Below are 24557 nucleotides of genomic sequence, written 5' to 3'. Positions count from 1 at the left end.
CGTCGACTGTCCAATCGAACGCCCGTCCGCTCGACGATACGCCAAATCACTCAGATGGATACGGCTGCCTTACGTCCGGTGGACGATATCCCCGCCGACCATCGTCATATCGACCGAGACGTCGACGATGTCGTCTGCGGCACATCGTAGGTAGTCGGTGTCGAGGACGGCGAGATCGGCCAGTTTCCCGGGTTCGATCGAGCCGATCTCGTCCTCCCAGTGCATCGCGTACGCGCTGCCGATCGTCCACAGCCGGAGCGCCTCCTCGCGGGAGATGGCCTGATCCGCGCCGAGGGTGCCGGCGCCGACCGTTTGCCTCGTGACCATCCACCAGAGCGACTCGAACGGCCGCCAGGGGACGACGTTCGCGTCCGTTCCGCCGGCGACCGCGACGCCGGCATCGAGCAGGTCACGGATCGGAATCGCGTAGTTGCCGCGGTCGTCGCCCCACCACTCGAGCTGGTTGAAGCCGAGCCGAGTCGGGTGGTTCTGGACGGTCGCGACGACGTCTAACGCCGCCATCTGCTCCATACTCCACTCCGTCGGGAGGAAATTGTGCATCACCGCCCACCGGAGGTCACCGACGTCGACCGATTCGTCGACGGCCGCGTACTCCTCCATCACGAGGTCGATCGCGCGGTCGCCCACGGCGTGGGTCTGCACCTGGAAGCCCCGATCGGCCGCGAGCTCGAGCATCTCGCGGTACTCGTCGCGCCCGCCGGGCGGGAGGATCAGGTGGCCTCGATAGGTCGGGTCCTCCTGGACGCCGTCGACGATCTCGTACGGCTCGTGCAACGCCGCGCCTTCCACCCCGCCGTCGATCAGGTACTTCATCCCGCCGACCTTCAGCATGCCGTCGCCGAAGCCCCGGGCGTAGTGGCTCGTCGCCGCGTCGACGTCGTCGATGGAGTGAACGCGGGCGAGCATGTCGGTGCGGACAGTCGGGGTCCCGGTCGTCCGGAACTCCATGTACGCGCGCATGTCGGCGATCGACAGCCCTGGTTCGAGGGCCGCGGTGACGCCGCGGGCGTTGAGTTCTCCCATCGCGCGCGGGATGGCGGCCTTTCGCTCCTCGCGCGTCGGCTCCGGGATGAGCCCTTCGACGAGATCGCGGGCCGTCTCCAGCAGGACGCCGGTCGGCTCGCCGGTGTCGGGATCCCGGACGATCGTCCCGCCCGCTGGGTCGTCCGTGCTCGCGTCGATGCCGGCCAGGTCGAGCGCGGCGCTGTTCACCGTACAGACGTGCCCGCCGCGGGGGACGAAGACAGGGTTGTCCGGCGAGACGGGATCCAGGTCGTCACGGGTCGGGAGGCGCTTCTCGTCGAGCTGCCCCTCGTGCCAGCTCGAGGAGGTCTGGACCCACTCGCCTGCCGGCGTCTCCTGGGCCTCGGCCTCGACGACGGCGATCACGTCGGCCACGCTCCGCGCGTCGAAGAGATCCGCTTTCGCGAGGTCCAGCCCGACCGACAGCATGTGCAGGTGCGAGTCGACCAGCCCGGGGACGACCGTGCGCCCGCCGAGATCGATCTCTTCGGTGTTCGGTCCCGCGAGCCGCTTTACGTCCCCGCGGCCGCCGACGGCGACGAACCGGCCGTCGCGGATCGCGACGCCATCGGCGACCGAGAACGCGTCGTCGACGGTGAGGATCTGCCCGTTGAAGAGTACCGTGTCCGCGAACCGGGCGTTCCCGGCGACGGTCCTGCGCCGTTCGTCAGTTGGGGTAGGATCGTCCGTTGTCTCACGCCGGGCCGCGGCCGAGTTGGTTCCGAGTATGCCCAGGCCGGCACCCGTCGCGGCCATGAACGTCCGCCGCTTGCTGTGCAGTTCGACGCCGAGTTCTTCGAATTGGGAATCTCCATCGGTCATGGTACGTGGGGCGCTACCACACACCATTACATAAAACTAGGTGACAGTCTGGATCATTCGTAATTCATTAACTGAATACTGCCTATTATTTTGGAAAGTTCGAACGGATGATCGATTCCGCAGGGACCGGCGACCGACGGTGTTCGAGCACGCGTCGGCGATCAAACGGGTGCGACGCTCGGTTCGGCAACCGAGCGCAGGCCGGAGCGCCGTTCACGTCGAAGACGTGCTGGCGCGCACCGAGATGCTCTTCACACCGTACTTCTGACACGCGTTCGCCGCTCGGTCGGAGACGAACTCGTACCGCGTGTTCTCGGTGACTTCCTGTACCTCGAATCCGGCGGCTTCGACGAGCGAGGTGTAGCTGTCGACCTGTTCGGCCCCGCCGATGCAGGCCGCCCAGAGATCCGCGTCGGCTTTGACGCTCTCGGGCAGCTGTCGGTCGCTGACGATGTCCGCGAGCACTATCTGCCCGCCCGGCCGAAGGACACGACGTGCCTCCTCGAACACCCGTGCTTTCTCCGCGGAGAGGTTGATGACGCCGTTCGAGATCACGACGTCGAACGGTGCATCCTCGAAGGGCAGGTCCTCGATGTATCCCTCTCGGAAGCTGACGTTGTGAAAGCCGTTCCGCACCGCCAGATCGGTGGCCTGCTCGACCTGTTCGGGCGGTGGGAGGCCTACTCGCGGGTTACCTCGCCCAGCGAAACGCTCGGAAGCCTGCGAGTGCGGGTATCGGTGCGGGGATACTCGGTGGCGTACCGGCGTACGTCTGGCTGTCATCCCAGTTAATTCGGACGGCCACGGCGTGGCCATCGCCGTTCGGTGTCGTCGCCATATTTTTGATCTCGATTCCGGTACTCCTCGTCGTTGCCGCGTTACCGGGTTGGATTGGCGGCATCGTCGGTGGGTGGGCGACCACGACGTTCGGGAGCCCGCGAGCCGCTGCCAGTCGGCGATACTCGTCGGAGGTACGCGCACAACCCCACTACGGCTCGCTCGACCGATCGTCAGGGGATGAACGCAGAACGGAGATGCCGGATGGCTGCCGACGTTGTACGGAAGGACGCTGAGGGACTGGACGCGAGCCGGGTATTTGAAGGCTCGCCGATGCTCGGTCTCTCTGGGCTGGTGTTTCGATCCATCTCAGTTGGTGAGATCGAAAGCGACACCTGGGTTTCGACGAATGGACTCCGCCAATTTTCCGTTCGATGGCAAATTGGCGTTGGAACGGCGGCGTGTGGCTTCAGATAATTAATTCCTCGAACGTCCAATAATTATAATAACTAGTACCACGTAGCTCCCGCTGGAAGCCAGCGTCTCCGTCGGTCGCAGGGGACTTCGCAGCAAAAGTCCCGGGTGGTAAGGACACCCGAGACGCTTGGCTTCCAAACCCTGTAACGGGGTTTTGGTTGCCATGTTACGGAACACACCACTACGACAAAAAGGTCTCGCCCGCTCTCGGTTTCGAGAGTCGAATCGCTCTCCGTCGTTTACTTTCGAAATCGGGGATTGGAGAGCGCACATGATCGACCTCCCCGTGCGACTCGATCGAGGTGTTCACGCGTGAAATCGATCGGAAGCTCGGGCGCCGGGTCTCCCGAGACGCCTCGGAACGAAGAGTGCTACCGGTGTGATCGCGCCGTGGCGCCGGCGTTCCTCTTCAAGGTCTCCGTCGAGCCGTCGTCCGGCCTGTCGAAGAAGTACGGGAACTCCGTCCGGTACTGCTGTGAACACTGCGCCGCCGCGATGAATCTCTCCGACTTCTCGCATCAGTGGACACAGCAGTTAGATCGGGGCTAGGTGGGGCGGACCGTACCTTTGGGCTGTCAGCGTTCCGGTATGGATTGTTTTACGTACATCCGCACGAAGCACTCTGGGTAGAATCCGACCACCTTTCCTTCGAAGAGCGACCGAACGCTTATCCACCGGCCGCCGTAGAACATCGCATGAGTACGGAGGTGCGCCGCGAAATCCGCCTCATCGAGGATGACGATCGCGACGATGTGAGCGAGAAAGTAGCCGTCGAGAAAGCCGCTCTCTACTCGGTCATCCGAGCGAAACAGCAGGGGATGAGCAACCGGCAAGTGGCGAAATTCGTCCCCTGGAGTCGCGAAACTGTCCGGAAACGGTGGAACGAATATGATACTGATGGAAAACATACCGAGGCCGTTGCCAACGTGGAGGCCACGATCGCATGGGGGCAGGCGGGTGGCATTCCGGCAACGACACGGGACACCCCACTATTACTGCGGTTCTCTCTCCTTTCGTCGAACCTTGCGGCCCACGGCCCACGCCAGCCAACAGCCGAGAGGAGTCGATATATAAAACGCGCGTGGCGCGTGGTTCGGCGTGAATCGCTCGAAGCGGGCGAACCATTTCGGCACGATCTGCGAAAAGCGGATGGCCGCAAAGCGTCGGTTCGATCTCGAACGGTCGAGCTGGCACGACGCCAGGTTCGGAAACGGAACACCGGTCGAGATCAAATCGACGATGATCGAACATGCCGACGGCCAGCCGGGAAACTTCAAGGTCTATCACGCCTACCACCGGAAACTCCGGCGGCACGACGGCTGGTACTGCTTCGTCGTCTACCGCCCGCACGGCCGCTCAGGCTGTACGATCCTTAAAGACAAGATGGTCAAAGCGGCGAATCTCCCGCTCCTCCGGTGGCACGGTGGCGGCGATCACCGTGATACGAAGCAGGCGAAGATCCCTATCGGCGACGTGTTCTGAACCGACGGCTATATGCTATCGGTAGGAAACGAAAACGATAGTGGCGCCCTCGGCGGGGGGACCGACCGAACGCGCCACGCCCCATGTCTTCGTCGGCGGGGGTCCGAAGCTATTGACGGTGATCGGATCGGACTGGTGCTACCCGCCAATATAGGCACTGTACCCGCGAAGAATAGGCGTTTTGGCCGATTACGGACATCGGTAAACCTAATGCCCGTTGGGTTCGGTTTATGAAAAATGCGGGCACCGTGGAGTACGATCTGGGTGGCAACCACAGACGGACATGCCCGCAGAGAGAAACATAACGTATTATGATAAAAGACTACCGGCACCTTTCATTCAGTGCGAGTTTCGACCGTCGTCTGGACGTCGAACCCGACGGCCTTCGTCGATAGCGTCTCGGCGATCTCCTGGCGCTGCTCGGCGGTCAGGTCCTCGCGCTCGATCACCTGGCGAGCCGCCCCGACGAGTTCGGGCACGTCCTCGCACGCCTGCGTGACGGCTTTCGTCTTGTTACAGCCGTAGTAGTCAGCCGCTCGTTCGATCACGTCCTTCCGATACGCGTAGTCTCCGTCGGTGCGGATTCGCATACTCGTACACACGAACTCCCGAATCCTAGTTTTTCGACTCACTCAACCCGGCCCACAGCCCATAATCGGGGTGTTTCTGTCAGGATGTCAGAGGAGTCTGCGAGCCGGTCGGCTCGATCGGCGCGAGATATGCACACGCCGAGCTGGCGCTCGTGTGCATATTCGGGAAACCGGTTTTGTCGACGTGCGACCCCAAGGACTCGCGGCCGATCGGCCTTCCAGGCGGCTCGGTGCGCCCGACCAACCACCGTTTCGTGTGCTTCAACTGGAGATCTGCGGAGGCAGGGCGGTGGCTGTGTAATTTTTAGGCTCTGTCCCCTTGGGGACACGCCCCAAGGGGGCTTTCGCGCGCAGCGCGAAACGACCCCGCAGGGGTTGCGGTGCGGTCGCGCTGATCGACGCGCCGGCGACCGGCTAAACACAAACATGGTTGTGATAGTCAGAACTGGATGAAAGTCTACTTGCTGAAAATAAGTGTTAGAATAGTGTTGCCACTACGCTGGCAATTTCAGCGGTCGGCGACGGCCCCAATGTAGCCGGTGTCGGTCCCGCCTTCAGGGGTCTGCCACTTCATAATAGCGCCACGGAGAACAGCTGGATCGTTCCCCGAGTGGCGCCACTTCTCGATCGCCTTCCGCGCGGCCTCCTGGACGGACTCGTACGAGCTGGATTTCAGCCACGATAGGATACCGTCGATTCGCAGCTGCTCCGGATCGCCGTCTTCGTCGAACTGAATCTCGGCGCCGTACTCGGCCACCCACTTCTGGAACGGCGAGACGTCGGCGACGTGCTCCGCCAGGTGCATGACCTGCTGGAGTCGGTCGGCCGTACTCTCGATGGCGTACTCGGCGCTCTCGACGAGCGCACGAATCTCCTCCTGGAACTTCCGCGCTCGGTACGAGACGTGGCCCTGATCGAGCGTCACGAGCTCACCGAGTTCCTGGATCGCGCGGTAGATCGTCGCCGGATGCTTCCCCAGGTCGTCGGCCAGGTCGTCGACGCGCTGGCCGCCGTCCGTCGCGATCGTGCCGGCGACCTCCTCGGCCGTGTCGCCCATCTCGCGGAGCGTCGTCACCAACAGGTGGTCGCTTTTCGCTTCGAGACCTGGCGTCGGGTCCTGGTAGATCTCGACCGGTTCCTCGCGCGTTTCGGCCGCGAAGTGGTCGTCTTCGACGTACACGCCGCTCCCGTCCGGGTTCAACGGAATGTCCTCCCACGCCAGGAAGTTCATCAGCGTCTCCTCGATCTCCTCGACGACTTCCTGGCGCTCGGCCCACGCCCACGACTCGCCGTCGTTGAACGACTTGTTTACGAGGACCTCCACCTTCGGATGGTACGACGGGTGATCCGAACTCACCGCGTTCGGATCGGCGAGCAGGTAGATCTCGAACTTTCGGCCGTAGGTGTGTCCGGGAAACAGTTCGCTCACCGCCGACGGCGGGAGAATAAGCCGGTTCTGGTGGTTCACGACCTCCTCGTTGTCGATATCGAGGGTCATCTTCACACCCTCGGTATCGGCCAGGTGGTGCGTGACCTTCTGCAGAACACCCGACTGCGCCATCCGCTCGGCCCATTCTCGGCGAGCGCGTACGTATCGCTCGTGCGCCCACTCGCGGCTGTACTCCGGGTGCGGCGGTTCTCGGAAGTACTCGCGATACACCGGTTCGCCGGCCTCCTCGAAGATCGCGTGGAAGAACTCGGGTAACAGTTCGAGCGATCGCTCGGGCGTCACGTTCGAGGGTTTGTACTCGACGTCGACTCCCTCGACCTCGCCAAACTGGTTCTCCCACGGGAGATTGACCGGTTCACCCGTCTCGAAGTGACGCATATCCGGGAATCGGGGTGAGATGTTGTACGTCGACTTCGACTCACCCGGACCGCGGCCGATTATGTCCCACTCGTATAACCGCGTCGCTTCGATCGGGTCGCTCTCGGCCGGCGCAAACCCGGATTTCGAATACTTGACGTAGATGTGCCAGGGCTCGCCGTCGACCTCGACGTCGAGATTCATCTCTCCCTCGAACGGCGGTCCGAGCATCACCTTCGACAGCGCCGTGTATGGCCCGCGGCCCCACTCGTCCCACTTCCAACGGCCGTGGCTCTCGTGCGGGGCGTCCGCGACCTGCGACATCGGTCACTCCTCCGCTGACCGCTTCGCCTCGATCAAGCCGGTCAGGACCGCCGTCGGGTTCCACCACGTCGCCGTCCCGCACCGGTGGCAGACGTGTTTGAACGACGTGAGACCTTCCGCGTCGAGCGTCACCGGATCGACGCCGATCTCCGCGTCGACGTCTTCCGGGCGCACCTGCTTGACGTGAACGCGCTGGCAGCCAGTGCAGATCGCGTCGACGGGGAAACCCTGGAGGCCCGACTCCGGACTCGCGAGCTCGGCGCTCAGGTCTCGATCGGCGTCGACGCTCACCGCCGCTCACCTCCGTAGTAGCGCCGATCGACGTTCCCGACAGCCTCTCGGATCTGCTCGTTCTCGACGTCTTTCCAACGGACGTCGGCCGTCGCCTCGATGAGTCGAATCGGGTCGTGGTCGATCGTGGCAACCAGTGTGTCCTGATGAACCTCGCAAAGCCAGTGTAGATCGAGGGACCAACGGTTACACCGGGTTCCATCGTCCGTGATCGCGTGGCACCGGTTTCCTGAGTGGCCGTATTCGGTATATCGGGTCGGTGCCGGTTTCGGGTCGTCTGTCCCGCCACCGAAGTCCGATAGAGTTGGCTCGTCACTCGACACGGCGACCACCCCGCGATTCGTCGACCGTCTCCGGATCGATCACGTGCGACCACGCCAGCTGCGCCACCTCCTGCTCGGACCGATCGGCGGCCACGTCGTACCACCGACCGCGGAGGAGTTCGTCGACGAGCGTCGCGGGCACGATCGCCCGCGCCAGGTTCGGCAGGCCCGGCCGCGGGACGTACACCGCGAGCAGGTACATCCCGGCGGCGTCGAGCAGCTGCTCGTGCGCCTGACGCTTGACGTAGAATCGGCCGCGCGTCGACCGGGAACCGTTGCTCGTCCGGACCTGGCAGGCCTTGATCTCGATCGGCGTCTCCGTCTCGACAACCACGATACCGTAGAAGGGCAGCGTCGTCGACGGCTCCAGGAGACCGGTCGTCACCGCGTCGTGCCAGGTGGCCGTTCGGTCGCCCACGTAGCCCAACGCGTCGATCTCCTGAATGAGGCTGGCCTCGATCGCGTCGCCACTAGCCTTCGGACTCTCGATCTCGCCGAGACTCGCGCGAGAACTCACAGCACATCACCCCGCGCTTTCCGGACCTCGCGAACGCAGTCGGGACACAGGCGGCTCGTCGCCGCGGTCGGCTCGCCGCAGCGCTCGCAGTCGTCGCGCTCGACGAGTCGGCTCATCGGCCAGACTCACCCCGTTCTGCCGCCTCGGCGAACGGATCACTCACGACCGTCGCGTTGCACTCGGTGTCGATCGAGTAGACCAGGGGGTCGCCGATTCGATTCTCGGCCGTGTTGATCGACCGGAACGAGACGTTTTCACCTCCGTCTGTAAGCGCAACAGGGACCCGGTCGGTGTCCTCCCGAACGAGTCTCGCGGGCGCGGCTAAATGGGATTCATTCGGGAACTCACTTTGTGCTAAGACTGCCTCGTCCGTGTCGACGGTGACCGACGCGAGGACCAGGCAACGGTCAAAGTACGACTCCTCGGCCCACACAGTCACGTTCGGACGGCCGTCCGTCGTCTCGTCCGGCCTGATTACGTCGGCTGCGTACGCTCCGGAGAGAGCTAACGCCACGATCGCGATCACAGCCGTGGCGGCCCTGGCTATGTCGCGGGCGTTCATCGGCGATCGCCTCCGTCACGATCAGCTCGACCCTCGCGCGCCTCGACACAGCACTCCCAGCTACAGTAGGACTCGCGAACCTCCGGGTTCTCCGGTTCGAGAACCGGTTCGTCACAGAGAGGATTGTAGCAAGTCGGCCGATCGGTCCCGCCGTCGGTGACGAGTTCGCGCTCGGTGGTCTCGATTGCCTTCCGAACATCACGGTCAGTCGCCTGCGTCGCCGGGTGGGCTATGGGCGTCCGACTCTCGACGTCGAACAGGCGACTCGCACGCACGAACTCGCCCGTCACCGGCGCTCACCTCCGTCGGTCGCGACCTGCCGGCAAAGAGCCTGAACCGTCGCGGGTAGTTCGTCGATCGGTTCGCCGAAACGCCCCGGCTCGTCGAGCGGATCGACGATCGAGACGGACCGGCCCGCAGCGCTACCGCGATCGATTCGACTCCGGGAATCGCACTCGTAGCACCGGTGGGCTCGGTCGCGATCGTCACCGTTCCCCCGGCGGAATTCCGGGGTGACGTGGCTTCCGCATTTGAGGCACCGATTCGGACGGTGATCGGGGTCGAATCGGTGCATTACGGATGACACCTCCCATCGTCGAGTGCTGGACAGTCGCGCGGTTCACGATCGATTTGGAGCCCGCAATAGGTGCAGATGGGTAGAGCGCGGTCTCTATCGACGATTTCACTCGTCGACATGAGACTCACCTCCCTGAATCGAGACGGTGACAGCGTCGGGGCGCGTTCCGGATTGGACTGCCCCCAATTTCCGAGGGAGCACCGTCAGGGTGCTATTCGCCTGAAAACCGACGAACTGAGGTCTCTCGACGGTGTGGATTTCCCCGGATAAAACGGTTAATTCCGAATGGACTCGCCGGGATTTGAACCCGGGGCCTCTCCCATGCCAAGGGAGTGATCTACCACTGATCTACGAGCCCGCCTTCGCAAGTCCGTGTTCCCGACGGGTATAGATAAACCCCTCGAAATACACGACGCGTGCGTGCGATTCGGTGGCGCGGCCGAGTGCGACTTACGCGGCCGAGCCGGGCGTCTTGGGCTCGGGTGCGTCGGGGTCGGTCTCTGCCGCTTCTTCGGACTCGGCTTTCGCCATGAGCTCCGAGAACTTCTCGGACTTCGAGACGAGGTCGTCGACGGTCTGGCTGTCGGGCGTCTCGTCGCGCGCTTCGAGGATGAACGTCGTGATGACGACCGTCTTGACCCACGGCCGGAGGAAGCCGAGGTAGCCGGTGAGGGCGATGCCGGCGACCATGATCCAGCCGGCGTACTCGAACGTGGGCGAGAGGTTCCCGAGGACGCTGGCGAGCGGCGTCAGGAGGAGCAGGCCGACGAAGGCGGCGACGTACATCCCGACGACGATGATGATCGTCGCCGTGAGGACGGGCTTCCAGGTCTTGCCGTAGAGGACGACGCCGTCGCGGGCCGCTCGCCAGTTGTTGGGTTCGTCGCTGAGGAAGATGTGCGCCAGGATCGCCTCGTCGATGTAGGAGGCGGCCATCGCGATCGCCCGCCGCAGGATCTCGATGATGTTCTTCAGCGCTGGGACGAACGAGACCCAGTTCGCGAGGGACGCTACCGCGCGGTTGAACTGCTTGATGACACCTTTCACGAGCTGGTCGACCGCGAAGAGCGCGCTGGCGGAGGCGAAGTTCTCCTTGACCTGCCCGATGCCGTAGGAGAGCTGGCTGTCCGGCGCCGCTCCCGTATCGAGGATGTGTGCGATGACGGCGATGTGGCCCGCGCTGACGAGATACAGGACGTACCGCCTGGCCAGTCGGACGACCCATGCGAAGAATCCGGCCGCCAGGAGCAGGCCGACGAGCGCGATCATGCCGGATATGGAGCCGCCGTCGACGAGGGTGAACAGCACCCAGGCGACCACGCCAAAGTAGAGCACGGCGAGTAGCCCGAACAGGGCCCCGACGCCCATCCTGAGCAGGACGAACGGGAGTGTCTTCGCGAACACACGAGTTCCTTTACCGAAATGTATTGCCATGATATACGACTGCCCATCGATGTATGATAAATTGTTCGATTGTACATACAATTCACAATGAAGTAAAAGATATAGATATGACCAACGCAAATACCGTAAGATGACTAATAATCGAACCGCCTGCAGTGGAGACGGTAATGCGCGTCCGGTCCCGCGATCCGGTCGAGCGCTGGTGTGATCGGTGCCGCGAGGACTTCGTGCCGGCTATCCGTATGCACCCAGAGTGCGCCTCCCGATGTGCCTTCTACCGGCTCCGGTGTGCAACCGCCACCGCTTGCGTCCGTCCGCCACCCAGACCGTCCGCCACTCGGTTCGTACACCGGAGCGGCTGTCACTCGGGCCGTGCGCCCTCGGCCCCTCCACCCCTCGATCGATACCTGTCGGGACGACGGACCTGGAATCGCGTCTGGGCGACAGCGTCGATCCCGTCTTCCCGAGTCGACACGCTTTTACCGGTTCTCGTCCGATATTCGGCGGGAATCGCACGGCCGCAAATCTGACCCGTCGCGTCACGGTGTCCACCTCGGACCCGATCTCTCGGCGCGACTCGAGATTGCGGAAGTGCGCCCGGCCAGTCGCCGGACTTTCGCGGTCAGTGTGGTTCCTATCCTCAGACAATGGCACGAATGCACACCCGCCGTCGCGGCTCGTCCGGTTCGGACAAGCCGACGGCAGACGACCCGCCGGAGTGGAGTGACGTGGACGAAGACGCGATCGAAGAGCGCGTCGTCGAGCTGGCCGAGCAGGGCCACGACCCCAGCCAGATCGGCATGAAACTGCGCGACGAGGGCGTCACCGGGACGCCGGTCCCGGACGTCTCCCTCGCGACGGGCAAGTCGATCACGGAGATCCTGGACGACAACGACGCGGCACCGGAGTTCCCGGAGGACCTGTACAACCTGATGGAGCGCGCAGTCCGCCTGCGCGAGCACATCCAGGAGAACCCGCAGGACCACCAGAACAAGCGGGCGCTACAGAACACGGAGTCGAAGGTACGCCGACTCGTCCAGTACTATAGCGGCGACGAAATTGCACCCGACTTCACGTACAGCTACGACGTCGCCGTCGAGATCGTAGAAGACTAGATGACGACGACGGGCCGTTCCACCGAGGCGACGCCGGCCACCCTCGACAGCGCCGGCTTCGTCCAGTTGCTCGCCCGCCCCGACGGCGACGCCCTCGCCGCTGCGGGCGTCCTCGCACGGGCGCTCGCCACCCGCGGGACGCCGTACCAGGTGAGCCTCGGTGAGCGCACCGAACGCGCCGATCGCGTCGCGACCGACGCGGACGCGGTGACGGTGGCCTTCGGACCGCTTCACGACGGCGACACGGACCAGTCGGACGGCCCGCGGACCGACGACGTCCCTTCCGATGCCGTCGTCGAAATCCTCGACCCGACGACCGGATCGTTGACGGGTCGGGCCGTCGCCCTTGTGGACGAACTCGCCGCCGAAGACGAACTCGACGTCGATCCGGATCCTGCGCTCGCGCTCGCTGGGACCATCGCGGCCGGCTACGGCGAACCCGATACCGAACTCGTCGCCGACGTGGTCGAGATCGCTCGCGAGACGGGTACCGTCGACCGACGACCCGGCGTGGCGATTCCGACCGACGACGTCGTCGACGGACTCGCTCACTCGACGCTCGTCCGCGCCGACTGGTCGGGTGACGCGGACGCCGTCGCCGACGCGATCGGCGACGCCGAGGGGCGACGGGTCGCCTCGCTCGTCGCGATCGACGCCATCGGACGCGACGGCGCCACGGACCGCGCCACGGAGACGCTCGACCGGATCGTCCACCCGGACGTGACACCGGCCGCCCCGCTCGAAACGGTGGGCGGCCTGGCCGACGTCCTCGCGGCGACGGCGCGCACGTCGCCCGCGGCGGCCATCGCGCTGGCCATCGGCCACGGCGGCCCCGAGGCTGCGCTCGACGCCTGGCGCGCCCACGGCGAGGCCGTCCACGCGGCGATCGACGCCGCCGAGACGGCGCGCCACGACGGCGTCTTCGTCCTGCGGCTGGGCGAGGACGCGCCCGAGACGGCGCGCACGGACGCCATCGAGTCCGTCGCAGAGCTCGTCGCCGCGACGAGCACGCCGGAGTCGCTGGTGTGCGTGGTCGGCGACGACCGCGTCGGGCTCGCTGCCACGGACGGCCCGGTCGAACCGGCCGCCGACGCGATCGCCGCGGCCCACGATCTCTCGTGGGACGCGGGTCACCGCGCAGCGACGATCCGGCTCGACGACGAGCCGACGGACGACGGCGACACCACCGGGACGACGATCGACGCGGACGCCGTGATCGAATCCGCACGGGGGCGAGTATGACGCGACGCGCCACCATCCGGACGGCTCACGCCGACCCGGAGACGGTCGCCGCTGCGCTGGCTCCCGACAACACCGACGAGATGGACACGCGCGTCGAGTCCGTCGTCGACGACGGGTCGACGAACGACGAGGGAGGAGCGGCCGATGCGACGACCGCCGGCGCCGACGAACGCGTCGTCGTCACGACGATCGAGCGCGAGTCGACGAGCGGACTCCAGTCCACCGTGGACGACACGCTCGTCAACCTCGCGGTCGCAGAGGCGGTGGCGACGGGCGCCCGGTCGGGAGACGCGGCCCGCGCGCAGACCGAGCGTTCGACGATGAACGGCGACGCGCCGGACGACGAGACGTCAGCGGATGCCGAGCGGACGAACGGCGACGCGCCGGATGAAAGCGCATCGACGGCCGGTTCGCAGCCAACCGACGAATCGACAGACGACCGAACGCAGACAGACACAACAGATACACCATGAGTGAACGATCAGTTTCACGCACGAAGCAAGAGAAGCGGTGGTACACCGTGCTCGCCCCGGAGATGTTCGACCGGGAGGAGCTCGGCGAGACCCCCGCGGACGAAGCCGAACAGGTATACGACCGAACGATCGAGACGACGCTCGGCGACCTCACGAACAACGCCAGCGAGAACAACACGAAGCTCACGTTCCGCATCACTGACGTCGGCAGCGACTCGGCCTACACCGAGTTCGTCGAACACTCCCTCACGCGGGACTACCTGCGTTCGCTGGTCCGCCGCGGTGCCTCGAAGGTAGAGGCGTACGTGACGGTCATGACGACCGACGACTACCGCGTGCAGGTCCAGCCGGTCGCGTTCACGACCAAGAAGGCCGACGCGAGCCAGGAGATGGCGATCCGGGAGGAGATGGTCGAGATGGTCGAGTCGGCCGCGGCCGACCGAACCTTCGAAGAGCTCGTCGACAGCATCGTCCAGGGCCGTCTCTCATCGGCGATCTACGGTGAGGCGAAGACGATCTACCCGCTCCGACGCGTCGAAGTCCAGAAGACGACGCTCGAGGCGCACCCCGACGAGGTGGCCGAAGAGGAGGCGACCGCCGTGGACCTCGACGAGAGCGACGTGGAAGCCGACGACTGACCCGTCGAGCGCCCGTTTCCGTTTTGCGAGCTGTCGTTCGTCAGTGACCGCGTCTCTGACGTGGGTCGGCGCACCGACCGGCTCCCGGCCGGTCCGTGCCCATCGACGAGCGTGCAGTCGAATTCTCCTGGGCGTCCCGATTCGGCCGGTCCCCGAAATCACTCGGTCACGACGATCGTCCCGACCATGCGGGCGCGTCCGTTGCCGTCCAGCTCGTGTGGAACGCAAAAGTACTGGTATCGGCCTGGAACCTCGATCGTGTGTTCGAAGGTGTCGCCGGTTCCGATGGCGCCGCCTTGCGAGTCGAACCAGGTCTCGCGCGCTGCGGACTCGGAGTCGTACCCGCCGGAGGCGAAATACTCGGCCGCGCCCTCGAACGAGCCGTCGTAGCCCGTGACGGTGTGGACGGAGCCGCTCGTGTTCTTCCAGACGATGGGGTCGCCGGCGCGCGTCTCGACGGTCGCGGGGGTGAACGCGTTGCGGTCCATCCCCACGTCGTACTCGTCCCCGAACAGGTGGTCCGCGGTGTCGGCGAGCGCGGTACAGCCCGACAGGGTGAGGGTGCCGAGTGAGCCCGCTCCGGCGAGGTACGCTCGGCGTCTCATACCCGCGACTTCGGCCGTGGGTCGTTTAACCGGCGCGGTTCGTCCCCGGACTGTGGGAATGGGCGCGGTATCCCTCGTTCGGGAGCGACACGGCCGAGCGATGGTGGCGGGCTCGCCGAGGGCGTTCGCGGCGAGACGGAACACGTAAGGTCGGTGCCGCGTCACGGAGACGTATGCGACCCCGGTTCGTCGGACGGCTCGGCGTCGCCGACGCCGTCACGATCGGGAACGCGGCGCTCGGGTTCCTCGCCGTCGTGTTCGCGTTCGTCGACGTCCGATTCGCCGCCCGACTGGTGTTGCTGGCTGCGGTCCTCGACGGTCTGGACGGCGTCCTCGCCCGGCGGTTCGGCGGAACGCCCGCTGGCCCGCACCTCGACTCGCTGGCCGACGTCGCCTCGTTCGCCGTCGCGCCGGCGACACTCTCGTTCGTCGTCGTCACGGACGGCTTCGACGTGGCGTCCACCGCCGTCTCCCCACGGCTGGTCGGGATCGGAGCGGTCAGTGCCACGTTCGTCGCGATGGCCGTGGCCAGGCTCGGCCTGTACACGGCGTACGACACCGACGCCGACTACACGGAGGGCGTCCAGACGACGCTCGCGGGGACGATCCTCGGTGCGGCGATCCTCGCCGGTATCGACGACCCGGTGGTCATTCTGGGGCTCACCATCGCCTTCTGTTACCTGATGGTGGCGACGATCCGCTATCCCGACCTGCAGGCCCGCGACGCGTTGTTGATGGGCATCGTCCACGTGCTCGCGGTCGCGATTCCGTCCGTTGCCGGTCGGTCGTTTCCCGTCGCCCTTCTGACGCTCGGCCTCGCGTACCTCCTCCTCGGACCGTGGCTCTACTGGCAGGGCGGACGGTTCGCCGCCCGGGTGTATGGAAACGCTTAGGGGGATTTGTACCCGAACGGCGGGTATGAAGGCGCCCAGCGATCGGCGGTCCGGAGACCGCGGGGAGGTGCGGGCATGAGCGACGGGGACGCCGACGAGGGGTCGGCGGACGAAGCGGTCCCCGACGTCGAGGAACTCGAGTCGACACTCGCGGCCGTTCGCGAGGCCGTCGACGCGCTCGAAACGGAGCTCGAGGCGGCCGAGACGGAACCCGACCTGGACGAGGTCGAGGCCACGCTCGACGACGTCCGGGCGGACCACGAGTCGATCGAGGTACCCGAGCCGCCGGACGAACCGGAGGACGAAGACGAAGAGGTCCCCGAGGACCCGTACGAAGCGGTCCGCGAGGAACGCGACGACCTCGGCGACGCCATAGACGACGTCGAGTCGGGGATCGAGGACCAGCGCGGCCCGTACGCCGAGGACGTCGTCGACGAGTACGGGAGCGCACGGAGCGACCTGTCGTCGACGCGTTGGACCGCGGAGGGCGTCGACCAGCTCCGGCCGGTCGTCGCCACTGCACGCGACGAGACGATAGCGGCGCTCGGTGCGGCCGACGAGGCGATCGCGCCGGTCGAGGAGTCCGCGTTCGACGTCTCGGACGTCGACCCGTCCGACGGGGCCGAAGACGAGGGCGACTCCACCGCCGCGAGCGACGATCCCGGCGCGGTGCGATCGGTCGTCGACGATCGGATCGAAGACGCCGTCGCCGACCTCGCGGCCACGGTCGAGGACGCCGAGGCCGAGATCGACGCCGCCGACCTCGACCCGGACGACGACGCTGGGACCATCGCGACGCTTCTCGAAATCGCCGACGACCTGCACGACGGAGTGGACGACGCGACTGCCTGGGACGACCTCGAGGTCCGCGAGCAGCTCCGTCGAGAGGGATTCTACGACGTTCTCGATCACGTCAAGGACTTCCCGCCGGAGTGGCACGCGCTCAAGGTCCACCAGCAGCAGGGCAACGTCGAGCAAATCTTGCTCGCGCTCGACTCGCTCGATTCGGACTACATGGAGGGCCACTGCTTCGAGGCGCTCGAACACCTGGCCGATCCCGCGGCGATCGACGCCATGGTCCAGCGGGCGAACCGCCGCGACGAACGGGCGATCCGGGTGCTGGGCGCGATCGGCGAATCCACGGAGGACGTCGTCGACACCCTCCTCGACTACGTCGACACCGGCGACGTCGCCATGCGTACCACGACGATGCGCGCCCTCGGACAGCTCGGCGCCGAGGCGGCCGTCCAGCCGATCGCCGACCAGCTGGCCGACGAGAACCCCACCGTTCGCAGTCGGGCGGCTCGCTCGCTGGGACTCATCGGCGATACACGGACCATCGCCCCGCTCGCGGACGTCCTCGCTGGTGACGAGACCGACTCCGTCCGTGCGAGCGCCGCGTGGGCGCTCCGACAGATCGGCACCGAAGACGCCCTCGAGGCGGTGACGCCGTACGCCGATGACCGTGTCTACCTCGTCCAGGCGGAAGCCGAACGCGCCCGGTAACGGGACGGGTCACCTGACGGGATCCGTCTCCCGAACGGAGCGCGTCTCCGCGCTATCGACGGTGTCGTTCTCTGTCCCCTCGTTCTCGCGTACGTTCCCGTCACGAACGCGTTCCAGTGTGCGTTCGCCGGCCCGCTGCATCGACCGTCGCCGTGTCGGTCTCGACTGCCGCAGTCGAAACTGATTGGGTGCTGGCCTGGAAGGTCCACAACGTGTCTCTCTCGACGGACGGACGCGTCACGCCGGTCACCGCCCTCGCGGTCGCCGTCCTGGCCGGGAGTATGAGCGCAATCCTGGTCCGCTGGAGCGCCGCGCCGTCGTCCGTCGCAGCGTTCTACCGGGTGCTCTTCACGACGGTTCTCGTCGCACCGATCGCCGTCCACTTTCACCGTGAGGAGTTCGGTCGTCTCTCGCGTCGTGATCTCGCGTTCGCCGCGCTCGCCGGTATCGCACTCGCCGTCCACTTTGCGTCCTGGTTCGAGAGCCTGAATTACACGAGCGTCGCGGCGAGCGTGACGCTGGTGCAGACCCAGCCGGTCTTCGTCGCGATCGGTGCGGGATTCCTCCTCGGCGAGCGGATCACGCGTCGGACGGTCGGCGGCATCGCCGTCGCGATCGGCGGGGCGGCGATCATGTCGTTCGGTGACGCCGGTCAGGCGCCGCTCGCGGACGCCACCGCCCTCGGAAATGCGCTCGCCATGGTCGGTGCGATCACCCTCGCCGGGTACGTCCTCGCCGGGCGATCGATCCGCCAGCGCGTCTCGTTGTTTCCATACGTCACCGTGGTCTACGCCGCCTGTTCGCTCACGCTGTTCGCACTCGTCGGCGCACAGGGTCACGAGTACGTGGCCTACCCGCCCGTCGAGTGGCTCCTCTTCGTGACGATGGCGGTCGTCCCGGGTATCCTGGGGCACACGTTGATCAACTGGACGCTCGAACACGTCGAATCCGTCGTCGTCAGCGTCGCCTGGCTCGGTGAACCGATCGGATCGACGGTGCTCGCACTCGCCTTGCTCGCCGAGGTGCCAGACGCGGTCACGCTCACCGGTGGTGCGGTCGTCCTCGTGGGAATCTACGTCACGTCACGTGGACGTGACGCGGGTACGTAACCGACGACCCTCTGATCGATTCTCGATCGAACGCGACTCGTACTGGTGGTTCCGCGTTCGCGGAAGAATTCGCTACCACGTGACGTCGGCGTTTGTATGCCGACACGCTCGGACCGATCGGACGATCGTAGTGCGAACGCGGTGATGTGGCGTCTGGCCCGGCGACGCTCGATCGCCCATCTCACTCCCGGCGCTGGTCCTGGAGTCGATTCTTGGCTTCGGTGCGGCGTTTCTCAGAGAATCGCGGCCGGTCGTCGCTGAAGTCGATCTCGACCTCGTCGATGGTTCGACGGTAGATGCTCGTGCGTCTCCCCTCCTCTGACAGCTGTCGGCCTTCGCACTCCAAGAGTCCGGCCTCGACGAGTTCCTCGATGCGGCGATAGCACGTCGCGATCGGGATCTCGATGTCGTCGCTCAGCGCCTGTGCGGACTTCGGTGTCTCTGCCGCACACAGGATCTCCGCGCTGTATTTGCTGCCGAGAGCGCCCAGCACGGACCGCGCTTCCTGGTTCCCCCCCTGCGGACTGTGTGACATCCTACGACAGTGTTGCAAATTATCAGGGTTGAATCTTGTGGTTACGGAGACCGTCACCGTCGAAGGAATCCCGTTTTCGCCGTCACATCGTCGTATTCGAACCGGAGCCGGACTGTTCGTCGTCCAGACCTGTCGGGTCGGGCACCACGGAATCAGGCCATTCGTGTCGGGACCCGCGTAATCTGATCCTCCGGGTCGATTCCCGCATCGGGTTTCCGTCCCGACGCTGGATCGAATCCCGTATCCAGCGGCCGCGTCTCGTCGTTCGCTGGGGGTGCTTCTGGGCTCCGACCCGCGTCAGCGGTAGACGTACGCGAGCCAGAGAGCCGTTACGAGCAGGCTGAGAAGGAGGACGCCCCAGCCGACGGCGTCGATGGGTAGCGTTGATCCGGTCTCGAGGACGGGTGCGTGTTCGACCATGTCCGATAGTGACGGGTGGGGCTCCTTAATCGTTCAGATCCGCGTCGGTGTCGCCGCGAACTCGCCACTCTGGGCCGTCGGAGCCGCGTGGCTTTTGCCGTCTCCGCTGCAACCCCTCGGCATGACACGGCTGGGTTTCGTCGTAAATCCGATCGCCGGGATGGGCGGTCGAGTCGGGCTCAAGGGGACCGATGGACTGCTAGACGAAGCGCGTGAGCGGGGCGCCGAGCCCCGTGCACCCGATCGAGCGCGCGAGGCGATCGCCGCGTTCGTCGAACGCGAACCGGATGCGACGGTCCTCACAGCGGGTGCGCCGATGGGCGCGGACGCCGTCCGCGCGGCGGGCGTCGAACCGACGGTCGTCCACGAACCCCCGACGTCGCCGACGGAGACGGGCGGGAGCGACACGCGCGAGACCGTCCGCGCGCTGCTCGATCGGGGCGTCGATCTCGTGCTGTTCGTCGGTGGTGACGGCACGGCCGTCGACGTCGCGACCGTCGTCGAGGAGGACGGCGGGGAGACGCCCGTCCTCGGCGTTCCCGCCGGCGTCAAGATCTACTCCGCCGTCTTCGGTGTCACGCCCGCGGATGCCGGACGCGTCGCGGCGACATACGACGACGTCGCCGCGCGGGAGGTCAACGACATCGACGAAGCGGCCTATCGCGAGGGGACGGTCCGGACGGAACTCAAAGCCGTCGTCCAGGTCCCCGTCACGCGGGCGGTCCAGTCCGGCAAGCAACTCGCCAGTGGGAGCGTCGAGACGCTCGCGGCCGGGTTCGCCCGCGGGATCGACCCCGACAGGACCTACGTCTTCGGTCCGGGCGGGACCGTCGGAGCGATCCAGGAGGAACTGGGCGCAGATTCCTCGCCGCTCGGGGTCGACGTGTGGCGCGACGGCGAGACGATCGCGCGTGACGCGGCCGAATCGGAGATCCTGGAGGCGATGGAACCGCCGGCGACCGTCGTCGTCTCACCCATCGGCGGACAGGGGTTCGTCTTCGGCCGCGGCAATCACCAGCTTTCGCCGGCCGTGTTGGGGCAGGCCGACGAGATCGACGTCGTCGCCTCCGGTGCGAAACTCGACGCGCTCGACGTCCTCCGTGTCGATACCGACGACCCCGACATCGACGAGTCTCTCAGGGGCTGGATGGACGTCAGAACGGGCCGATTTACGACGCGAATGATCAAAGTGGTGTGAACGCCCTGTCCTCCGTGTCGTCGCCCGGTGACGTGCTCAGTCGTGTGCGGTACAACGGTCCGACGCTCGTCGCCCGACCGCCGAGCCCTCTTCGGTACCGCAATCAGGTGTGTCCTGTTGCCGGGATCGAGCCCTCTTCGGCACCACGCTCGAGTGTGTTCTGTCGCCACGGCAGTCTGCTCACGGATCGTACCTGTCCCCGATGGTATCGTACCCGTCCCCGATGGGTTCCACCGTCTGTCGGTCCTCGATCACGACCTTATCCTCATCCTCATAAACTGGAGTGAATATAAGGATGTAGGGGTAGGGTTAAGGACGGTGCCGTGCAAGCTCTCCGCATGAAGACGCGAAAGGTCCAGCGTCTCGGTCCGTCGACGCTGGCGATGACGTTGCCGGCGGAGTGGGCGAGCGCACAGGGCGTCGAAAAGGGTGACGAGGTCTCGTTGCGCACGGGGTCGAACGGGACGCTGACCGTGATGCCCGAGTCGGCACACGTCGAAGAGAGCGAGGCGATCGTCCACGCTGACGAACTGGACGCGACGGCTGTCGAGCGGGCGATCGTCGCCCAGTACGCGCTCGGACGTCGGGTGATTCACGTCGAGCGGGAGGACGGCGCGCTCGATTCCGACATCATCAACGCGGTTTATCTGGCGGAGACGCAGCTGATGGGCCTCGGCGTCATCGAGGAGACGCCGGAGAGCATCGCGATTCGGTGTTCCGTCGATCCGGCCGACTTCACGCTCGACAACCTGCTCACTCGACTCGAGCGGACCGGGCGAACCATGCGCGGCGAGGCGATCAAGGCGCTCGCTCACGGCAATCCCGACCTCGCAGAGCGTGCGTTGAACCGGGAGCGCCAGGCGAACAAGATCTTCGTTCTCATCCTCCGGCTCATCTTCAGCGCCCACGGGAATCCCGCCGTTGCGCAGGCGGTGGGACTGGACGGCGGCGTCTCGCTCATCGGTTATCGCTCCATCGCGAAGAACCTGGAACTCACAGCCGACAACGCCGAGGACATCGCTGACATCGTCCTGGAGACGCAGGGACACAGCCTCGACGTCGAGAACGCCGTCGTTTCGGATATTCGCGAGCTGACCGACGAGGTCGACGACATCACCACGCTGGCCGTCGAGGCAGCCGTCGAACGAGAGTACGACATGGCGATCGGAGCCCGAACGAGTTTCGCCGAGATATCAGACCACGAGGACGACGTGCTCACGGGTCTCCCGGAGATGCCGAACGAAGATCTCCTCCGTGTCCGAGAGGTCCTCGTCAGTCTCGAACAGACCGCGCAGTACGCCGTCAGAAACGCCGAGATCGCGGCGAACCTCGCGCTCAACGAGGAGTCCGATTACACGACGATTCACTGACGCGAGGGGCCCGACTGGCGACCGACCCGGTCGGAACGTGGTCTCGATTCCGGCCGTCGGTCGCGTTCACGAGACCGAACGGTCCATCCGGACCGGTGCGTCCCACCGAACGGACCCGTTCCAGCCGGCCTATCGAACGGGAAAATGAGCATAGTTAAGGCCGTTCCCTCACGAGAGACTCGCATGACTACCGCAACGACCTCGTCCGATCGCGGCATCGGTCTCTCGATGCTCTTCGGCGCGCTCGCCGTTCTCGGAGCCGTCGTCATGTTCGTCGGCGCTCCGGAGCAACTGGCTGCCTGGGGATTCGCCGGAGCTGTCCTGTTCGGCAGTCTCGCGGTCGTCGTCACACACCTCTCCTGGGTGTGACGATTGGAATCACTGCCGACGGCGTCGCCCCGTCTGCCAACAGTTAAGACGTGCCGGCCCGTACTTTCGGTGAACGAATGAGCGAGTACTCAGACGAAGACCGGCGGATCCTCTCGTATCTTCGTGAGAGTGCGGCCCGGGGCGAGCAGTACTTCCGGGCGAAAAATATCGCGAACGCGATCGGCCTCTCGTCGAAGCAAGTGGGGGCGAGACTGCCGGAACTCTCGGAGAAGTCGGACGACGTCGACATCGAGAAGTGGGGACGCGCACGATCGACGACCTGGCGCGTTACGGTGAGCTAACGGCGGCCGTCAGGATCGAAGCGGTCACAGACCGACAGGACGTCCGTGGTGTGTGGGTTCTCTTGGGTGACGAGTGCGAACGTCGACGATCGGTCGTCGTCTTTTTAGTCGCGGCGGTCGGATGGGTGGTATGACCGTACGGGTCACACGGACGGACGCGTTCGACGTGTCTCCGTCGGAGCTGTGGGCGTTCATCGGGGACCCGGCGAACCGGGCGCGAGCCATCAGCGTCGTCCGATCGTTCTCGGTCGACCCGTCCGACCCGCGTCGATGCACCTGGGAGGTCGAACTACCGATACCGTTCGTCGACCGGACGGCGACGGTCGAGACGCACGATCGGGTCCGGGAACCGCCGTCACTCGTGGAGTTCGTGGGTCGCTCCGCCGCGATGGACGTCACGGGCAGACACGAGATCGACGCCACCGACGCGGGGAGTCGCCTGGAGAGCGAGTTCGTCGTCGACGGGTCGCTTCCCGGCGTCGAACGCTACTTCACCCGGAAACTGGATGACGAACTCGAGAACCTCCGTCGCGCCGCGGAGCGCTCGTTCGCCGGGCCCGACGCGGAGGGATCGACGTGACCGCCTCCGGTCAGTTCACCATCGCCCTCGCACAGTGTACGGTACGGTCCGGGGCCGTCGCGGACAATCGAGAGCGGGCTCGGACGATGATCGCACGAGCGGCCGCTCGTGGAGCGGATCTCGTCGCGCTGCCGGAGCTCTTCACCGCGGGGTATTTCGCGTTCGACGAGTACGAACGGGCGAGCGAACCGCTCGACGGTGAGACGGCGGCGATGGTCGCCGAGGCCGCCGCGGCGCACGACGTCGCGGTCCTCGCCGGGACGATCGTCGAGGACCTCTCGGCGACCGAGAGTGCCCCGACGCCGGCCGAGGAGGGACTGGCAAACACGGCGATGCTGTTCGACGCCGCCGGCGAGCGCCGTCTCGTCTACCGCAAGCACCACCTCTTCGGCTACGAGTCCGCCGAGAGCGAGGTACTCGTGGCCGGCGACGCCGTCGACGTCGCCGACATCGGTCCGTTCACGATCGGCGTCACCACCTGTTACGACCTCAGGTTTCCCGAACTGTACCGGACGCTCGTCGAGACGGGGGCGACGCTCGTTCTCGTCCCGAGCGCCTGGCCGTACCCCCGGATCGAACACTGGCAAACCCTCTCGCGAGCGCGGGCGATCGAGAATCAGCTGTTTCTCGCGGCCGTCAACGGGTCGGGATCGTTCCCGGATGCGACGCTCCTCGGTCGGTCGACCGTGTACGACCCCTGGGGGACGCCGGTCGCCTCGATCGGGGACGAGGCCGGACTGGTCGTCGCCGACGTCGATCCGTCGCAGGTCTCGCGGGTGCGCGAGGAGTTCCCGGCGCTGGCGGATAGGCGGCAGTGAGTCCCGGACGGTGGCGGGAATCGAGCCGGTCGGGAAGAGCGACCCTTCTGCCGGATTGAAATTCGTGCACCTCGTCGTCGCTCCGGTGGGCGCGGGGTTCGGTCCTCGGAGGACGACCCGTCGCTCGGCGGGCGAGGTTCCGCCACGGGTTGCTCCTCGCTCGCGTCTCACTTCGACACACGGACGGTGCGTTCGCGTGAACCGTCACCGACCGGGACACTTTTGGTGCACGCCGACGTAGTGTTTCCCGCCGATAGCAGGCGCTTTTCACGTCTGTATCGGTAACGAGATCACCTCGGTCGCCACACGTGGACGGACGTCGGTCACGGCCCGCCCGCACCCGGCCTCGCCGGCAGCCGGGTTCTCCTCTCGGTCCGCCATCACCAT

31 protein-coding genes and 1 tRNA gene are annotated in these 24557 nt (G+C 65.7%); 16 read left to right on the top strand and 16 right to left on the bottom strand.

Annotated elements, in window-relative coordinates; all coding sequences use genetic code 11:
* Positions 1–69: 69 nt before the first annotated feature.
* Together NO366_RS16755 and NO366_RS16750 are read right to left on the bottom strand one after the other, a co-directional pair.
* Positions 70–1866, bottom strand: a complete 1797-nt coding sequence (locus NO366_RS16755) for an amidohydrolase (protein WP_256531928.1) — start codon at positions 1864–1866, stop codon at positions 70–72.
* A gap of 213 nt (positions 1867–2079) precedes the next feature.
* Complete coding sequence (locus tag NO366_RS16750) at positions 2080–2649, bottom strand: methyltransferase domain-containing protein (RefSeq protein WP_256531927.1); 570 nt, start codon at positions 2647–2649, stop codon at positions 2080–2082.
* Here NO366_RS16750 and NO366_RS18690 point away from each other — a divergent pair.
* The gene (locus NO366_RS18690; protein WP_382273790.1) at positions 2538–2939 is read left to right on the top strand and encodes a DUF5518 domain-containing protein; all 402 of its coding nucleotides are present in this window, start codon (positions 2538–2540) and stop codon (positions 2937–2939) included. The genes NO366_RS16750 and NO366_RS18690 overlap by 112 nt on opposite strands.
* Positions 2940–3432: 493 nt before the next feature.
* Entirely contained in the window at positions 3433–3669 is a 237-nt protein-coding gene (locus NO366_RS16745; RefSeq protein ID WP_256531926.1) for a hypothetical protein, read from the top strand.
* Between the two features lie 26 nt (positions 3670–3695).
* On the opposite strand, the gene NO366_RS16740 is transcribed toward NO366_RS16745, so the two are convergent.
* Positions 3696–3953 carry a hypothetical protein gene (locus NO366_RS16740; RefSeq protein ID WP_256531925.1) on the bottom strand — a complete coding sequence of 86 codons (258 nt, stop codon included), beginning with the start codon at positions 3951–3953 and terminating at the stop codon, positions 3696–3698.
* A gap of 265 nt (positions 3954–4218) precedes the next feature.
* Here NO366_RS16740 and NO366_RS16735 point away from each other — a divergent pair, with 265 nt between their 5' ends.
* Positions 4219–4602 carry a PD-(D/E)XK family putative nuclease gene (locus NO366_RS16735; RefSeq protein WP_256531924.1) on the top strand — a complete coding sequence of 128 codons (384 nt, stop codon included), beginning with the start codon at positions 4219–4221 and terminating at the stop codon, positions 4600–4602.
* Positions 4603–4937: 335 nt separating this feature from the next.
* Here the strand turns inward: NO366_RS16735 and NO366_RS16730 are convergent, their stop codons facing one another.
* The 9 genes from NO366_RS16730 to NO366_RS16695 form a co-directional block, all read right to left on the bottom strand.
* A complete protein-coding gene (locus NO366_RS16730; protein ID WP_256531923.1) occupies positions 4938–5192 on the bottom strand; it encodes a DUF7692 domain-containing protein in 255 nt (84 codons plus the stop codon).
* A 508-nt stretch (positions 5193–5700) separates the two neighbouring features.
* Positions 5701–7323, bottom strand: a complete 1623-nt coding sequence (locus NO366_RS16725) for a DUF7845 domain-containing protein (RefSeq protein ID WP_256531922.1) — start codon at positions 7321–7323, stop codon at positions 5701–5703.
* A gap of 3 nt (positions 7324–7326) precedes the next feature.
* Complete coding sequence (locus NO366_RS16720; RefSeq protein WP_256531921.1) at positions 7327–7614, bottom strand: hypothetical protein; 288 nt, start codon at positions 7612–7614, stop codon at positions 7327–7329.
* Positions 7615–7926: 312 nt separating this feature from the next.
* On the bottom strand, positions 7927–8454 hold the full coding sequence (locus NO366_RS16715; RefSeq protein ID WP_256531920.1) for a PD-(D/E)XK family putative nuclease: 528 nt from the start codon (positions 8452–8454) through the stop codon (positions 7927–7929).
* A 112-nt stretch (positions 8455–8566) separates the two neighbouring features.
* Complete coding sequence (locus NO366_RS16710) at positions 8567–9016, bottom strand: hypothetical protein (RefSeq protein WP_256531919.1); 450 nt, start codon at positions 9014–9016, stop codon at positions 8567–8569.
* On the bottom strand, positions 9013–9306 hold the full coding sequence (locus NO366_RS16705; RefSeq protein ID WP_256531918.1) for a hypothetical protein: 294 nt from the start codon (positions 9304–9306) through the stop codon (positions 9013–9015). The genes NO366_RS16710 and NO366_RS16705 overlap by 4 nt, the downstream gene beginning before the upstream one ends.
* On the bottom strand, positions 9303–9590 hold the full coding sequence (locus tag NO366_RS18685; RefSeq protein ID WP_425493190.1) for a DUF7563 family protein: 288 nt from the start codon (positions 9588–9590) through the stop codon (positions 9303–9305). Before NO366_RS18685 ends, NO366_RS16705 begins: the two co-directional genes overlap by 4 nt.
* 289 nt (positions 9591–9879) lie before the next feature.
* Positions 9880–9951, bottom strand: a tRNA-Ala gene (locus tag NO366_RS16700).
* Positions 9952–10043: 92 nt separating this feature from the next.
* Entirely contained in the window at positions 10044–11027 is a 984-nt protein-coding gene (locus NO366_RS16695; protein ID WP_256531917.1) for a hypothetical protein, read from the bottom strand.
* A 617-nt stretch (positions 11028–11644) separates the two neighbouring features.
* Between NO366_RS16695 and NO366_RS16690 the strand changes: the two genes are divergently transcribed.
* Genes NO366_RS16690 through NO366_RS16675 form a run of 4 tightly spaced genes read left to right on the top strand, consistent with a single transcriptional unit; the run spans position 11645 to position 14465 of the window.
* Positions 11645–12112: a 30S ribosomal protein S15 gene (locus tag NO366_RS16690; protein WP_256531916.1), complete on the top strand. Its 468-nt coding sequence runs from the start codon at positions 11645–11647 to the stop codon at positions 12110–12112.
* Positions 12113–13354 carry a hypothetical protein gene (locus NO366_RS16685; RefSeq protein ID WP_256531915.1) on the top strand — a complete coding sequence of 414 codons (1242 nt, stop codon included), beginning with the start codon at positions 12113–12115 and terminating at the stop codon, positions 13352–13354.
* Positions 13351–13827: a KEOPS complex subunit Pcc1 gene (locus NO366_RS16680; protein WP_256531914.1), complete on the top strand. Its 477-nt coding sequence runs from the start codon at positions 13351–13353 to the stop codon at positions 13825–13827. Before NO366_RS16685 ends, NO366_RS16680 begins: the two co-directional genes overlap by 4 nt.
* Positions 13824–14465 (top strand): 30S ribosomal protein S3ae, encoded by a 642-nt coding sequence (locus NO366_RS16675; RefSeq protein WP_256531913.1) that lies wholly within the window; start codon positions 13824–13826, stop codon positions 14463–14465. Before NO366_RS16680 ends, NO366_RS16675 begins: the two co-directional genes overlap by 4 nt.
* Positions 14466–14623: 158 nt before the next feature.
* Here the strand turns inward: NO366_RS16675 and NO366_RS16670 are convergent, their stop codons facing one another.
* On the bottom strand, positions 14624–15070 hold the full coding sequence (locus NO366_RS16670; RefSeq protein WP_256531912.1) for a cupredoxin domain-containing protein: 447 nt from the start codon (positions 15068–15070) through the stop codon (positions 14624–14626).
* A gap of 173 nt (positions 15071–15243) precedes the next feature.
* Here NO366_RS16670 and NO366_RS16665 point away from each other — a divergent pair, with 173 nt between their 5' ends.
* Together NO366_RS16665 and NO366_RS16660 are read left to right on the top strand one after the other, a co-directional pair.
* Entirely contained in the window at positions 15244–15963 is a 720-nt protein-coding gene (locus tag NO366_RS16665; protein ID WP_256531911.1) for a protein sorting system archaetidylserine synthase, read from the top strand.
* 75 nt (positions 15964–16038) lie between these two features.
* Complete coding sequence (locus NO366_RS16660) at positions 16039–17469, top strand: HEAT repeat domain-containing protein (protein ID WP_256531910.1); 1431 nt, start codon at positions 16039–16041, stop codon at positions 17467–17469.
* A 9-nt stretch (positions 17470–17478) separates the two neighbouring features.
* Here NO366_RS16660 and NO366_RS16655 read toward each other — a convergent pair whose 3' ends face one another.
* Positions 17479–17610, bottom strand: a complete 132-nt coding sequence (locus NO366_RS16655; protein ID WP_256531909.1) for a hypothetical protein — start codon at positions 17608–17610, stop codon at positions 17479–17481.
* A gap of 71 nt (positions 17611–17681) precedes the next feature.
* On the opposite strand from NO366_RS16655, the gene NO366_RS16650 reads away from it, so the two are divergent.
* Positions 17682–18578: a DMT family transporter gene (locus tag NO366_RS16650; RefSeq protein ID WP_256531908.1), complete on the top strand. Its 897-nt coding sequence runs from the start codon at positions 17682–17684 to the stop codon at positions 18576–18578.
* A 181-nt stretch (positions 18579–18759) separates the two neighbouring features.
* On the opposite strand, the gene NO366_RS16645 is transcribed toward NO366_RS16650, so the two are convergent.
* Both NO366_RS16645 and NO366_RS16640 read right to left on the bottom strand, forming a co-directional pair.
* Positions 18760–19113 (bottom strand): winged helix-turn-helix domain-containing protein, encoded by a 354-nt coding sequence (locus NO366_RS16645; RefSeq protein ID WP_256531907.1) that lies wholly within the window; start codon positions 19111–19113, stop codon positions 18760–18762.
* A 297-nt stretch (positions 19114–19410) separates the two neighbouring features.
* Entirely contained in the window at positions 19411–19533 is a 123-nt protein-coding gene (locus NO366_RS16640; RefSeq protein WP_256531906.1) for a hypothetical protein, read from the bottom strand.
* A 121-nt stretch (positions 19534–19654) separates the two neighbouring features.
* Between NO366_RS16640 and NO366_RS16635 the strand changes: the two genes are divergently transcribed.
* The 6 genes from NO366_RS16635 (at position 19655) to NO366_RS16610 (ending at position 24170) form a co-directional block, all read left to right on the top strand.
* A complete protein-coding gene (locus tag NO366_RS16635) occupies positions 19655–20731 on the top strand; it encodes an ATP-NAD kinase family protein (protein WP_256531905.1) in 1077 nt (358 codons plus the stop codon).
* 338 nt (positions 20732–21069) lie between these two features.
* A complete protein-coding gene (locus NO366_RS16630; RefSeq protein WP_256531904.1) occupies positions 21070–22101 on the top strand; it encodes a phosphate signaling complex PhoU family protein in 1032 nt (343 codons plus the stop codon).
* Between the two features lie 183 nt (positions 22102–22284).
* Positions 22285–22470, top strand: a complete 186-nt coding sequence (locus NO366_RS16625) for a DUF7525 family protein (protein WP_256531903.1) — start codon at positions 22285–22287, stop codon at positions 22468–22470.
* 77 nt (positions 22471–22547) lie between these two features.
* Positions 22548–22772, top strand: a complete 225-nt coding sequence (locus NO366_RS16620) for a DUF7123 family protein (protein ID WP_256531902.1) — start codon at positions 22548–22550, stop codon at positions 22770–22772.
* 130 nt (positions 22773–22902) lie between these two features.
* Positions 22903–23352: an SRPBCC family protein gene (locus tag NO366_RS16615; RefSeq protein ID WP_256531901.1), complete on the top strand. Its 450-nt coding sequence runs from the start codon at positions 22903–22905 to the stop codon at positions 23350–23352.
* The gene (locus NO366_RS16610) at positions 23349–24170 is read left to right on the top strand and encodes a nitrilase-related carbon-nitrogen hydrolase (protein ID WP_256531900.1); all 822 of its coding nucleotides are present in this window, start codon (positions 23349–23351) and stop codon (positions 24168–24170) included. The genes NO366_RS16615 and NO366_RS16610 overlap by 4 nt, the downstream gene beginning before the upstream one ends.
* The last annotated feature ends 387 nt before the right edge of the window (positions 24171–24557 follow it).

Origin of the sequence: Halovivax cerinus, assembly GCF_024498195.1 — an archaeon.
GTDB classification, from domain to species: domain Archaea; phylum Halobacteriota; class Halobacteria; order Halobacteriales; family Natrialbaceae; genus Halovivax; species Halovivax cerinus.
This window is presented reverse-complemented; position numbering and strand designations above follow the sequence as displayed.

Bases quoted from the DNA above. Each gene is read 5' to 3' on its own strand.
- NO366_RS16755 (WP_256531928.1), bottom strand. From the start codon at position 1,866: ATGACCGATGGAGATTCCCAATTCGAAGAACTCGGCGTCGAACTGCAC.
- NO366_RS16750 (WP_256531927.1), bottom strand. From the start codon at position 2,649: ATGACAGCCAGACGTACGCCGGTACGCCACCGAGTATCCCCGCACCGA.
- NO366_RS16730 (WP_256531923.1), bottom strand. From the start codon at position 5,192: ATGCGAATCCGCACCGACGGAGACTACGCGTATCGGAAGGACGTGATC.
- NO366_RS16725 (WP_256531922.1), bottom strand. From the start codon at position 7,323: ATGTCGCAGGTCGCGGACGCCCCGCACGAGAGCCACGGCCGTTGGAAG.
- NO366_RS16710 (WP_256531919.1), bottom strand. From the start codon at position 9,016: ATGAACGCCCGCGACATAGCCAGGGCCGCCACGGCTGTGATCGCGATC.
- NO366_RS18685 (WP_425493190.1), bottom strand. From the start codon at position 9,590: ATGCACCGATTCGACCCCGATCACCGTCCGAATCGGTGCCTCAAATGC.
- NO366_RS16695 (WP_256531917.1), bottom strand. From the start codon at position 11,027: ATGGCAATACATTTCGGTAAAGGAACTCGTGTGTTCGCGAAGACACTC.
- NO366_RS16690 (WP_256531916.1), top strand. From the start codon at position 11,645: ATGGCACGAATGCACACCCGCCGTCGCGGCTCGTCCGGTTCGGACAAG.
- NO366_RS16685 (WP_256531915.1), top strand. From the start codon at position 12,113: ATGACGACGACGGGCCGTTCCACCGAGGCGACGCCGGCCACCCTCGAC.
- NO366_RS16680 (WP_256531914.1), top strand. From the start codon at position 13,351: ATGACGCGACGCGCCACCATCCGGACGGCTCACGCCGACCCGGAGACG.
- NO366_RS16675 (WP_256531913.1), top strand. From the start codon at position 13,824: ATGAGTGAACGATCAGTTTCACGCACGAAGCAAGAGAAGCGGTGGTAC.
- NO366_RS16670 (WP_256531912.1), bottom strand. From the start codon at position 15,070: ATGAGACGCCGAGCGTACCTCGCCGGAGCGGGCTCACTCGGCACCCTC.
- NO366_RS16665 (WP_256531911.1), top strand. From the start codon at position 15,244: ATGCGACCCCGGTTCGTCGGACGGCTCGGCGTCGCCGACGCCGTCACG.
- NO366_RS16660 (WP_256531910.1), top strand. From the start codon at position 16,039: ATGAGCGACGGGGACGCCGACGAGGGGTCGGCGGACGAAGCGGTCCCC.
- NO366_RS16655 (WP_256531909.1), bottom strand. From the start codon at position 17,610: ATGCAGCGGGCCGGCGAACGCACACTGGAACGCGTTCGTGACGGGAAC.
- NO366_RS16645 (WP_256531907.1), bottom strand. From the start codon at position 19,113: ATGTCACACAGTCCGCAGGGGGGGAACCAGGAAGCGCGGTCCGTGCTG.
- NO366_RS16640 (WP_256531906.1), bottom strand. From the start codon at position 19,533: ATGGTCGAACACGCACCCGTCCTCGAGACCGGATCAACGCTACCCATC.
- NO366_RS16635 (WP_256531905.1), top strand. From the start codon at position 19,655: ATGACACGGCTGGGTTTCGTCGTAAATCCGATCGCCGGGATGGGCGGT.
- NO366_RS16630 (WP_256531904.1), top strand. From the start codon at position 21,070: ATGAAGACGCGAAAGGTCCAGCGTCTCGGTCCGTCGACGCTGGCGATG.
- NO366_RS16625 (WP_256531903.1), top strand. From the start codon at position 22,285: ATGACTACCGCAACGACCTCGTCCGATCGCGGCATCGGTCTCTCGATG.
- NO366_RS16620 (WP_256531902.1), top strand. From the start codon at position 22,548: ATGAGCGAGTACTCAGACGAAGACCGGCGGATCCTCTCGTATCTTCGT.
- NO366_RS16615 (WP_256531901.1), top strand. From the start codon at position 22,903: ATGACCGTACGGGTCACACGGACGGACGCGTTCGACGTGTCTCCGTCG.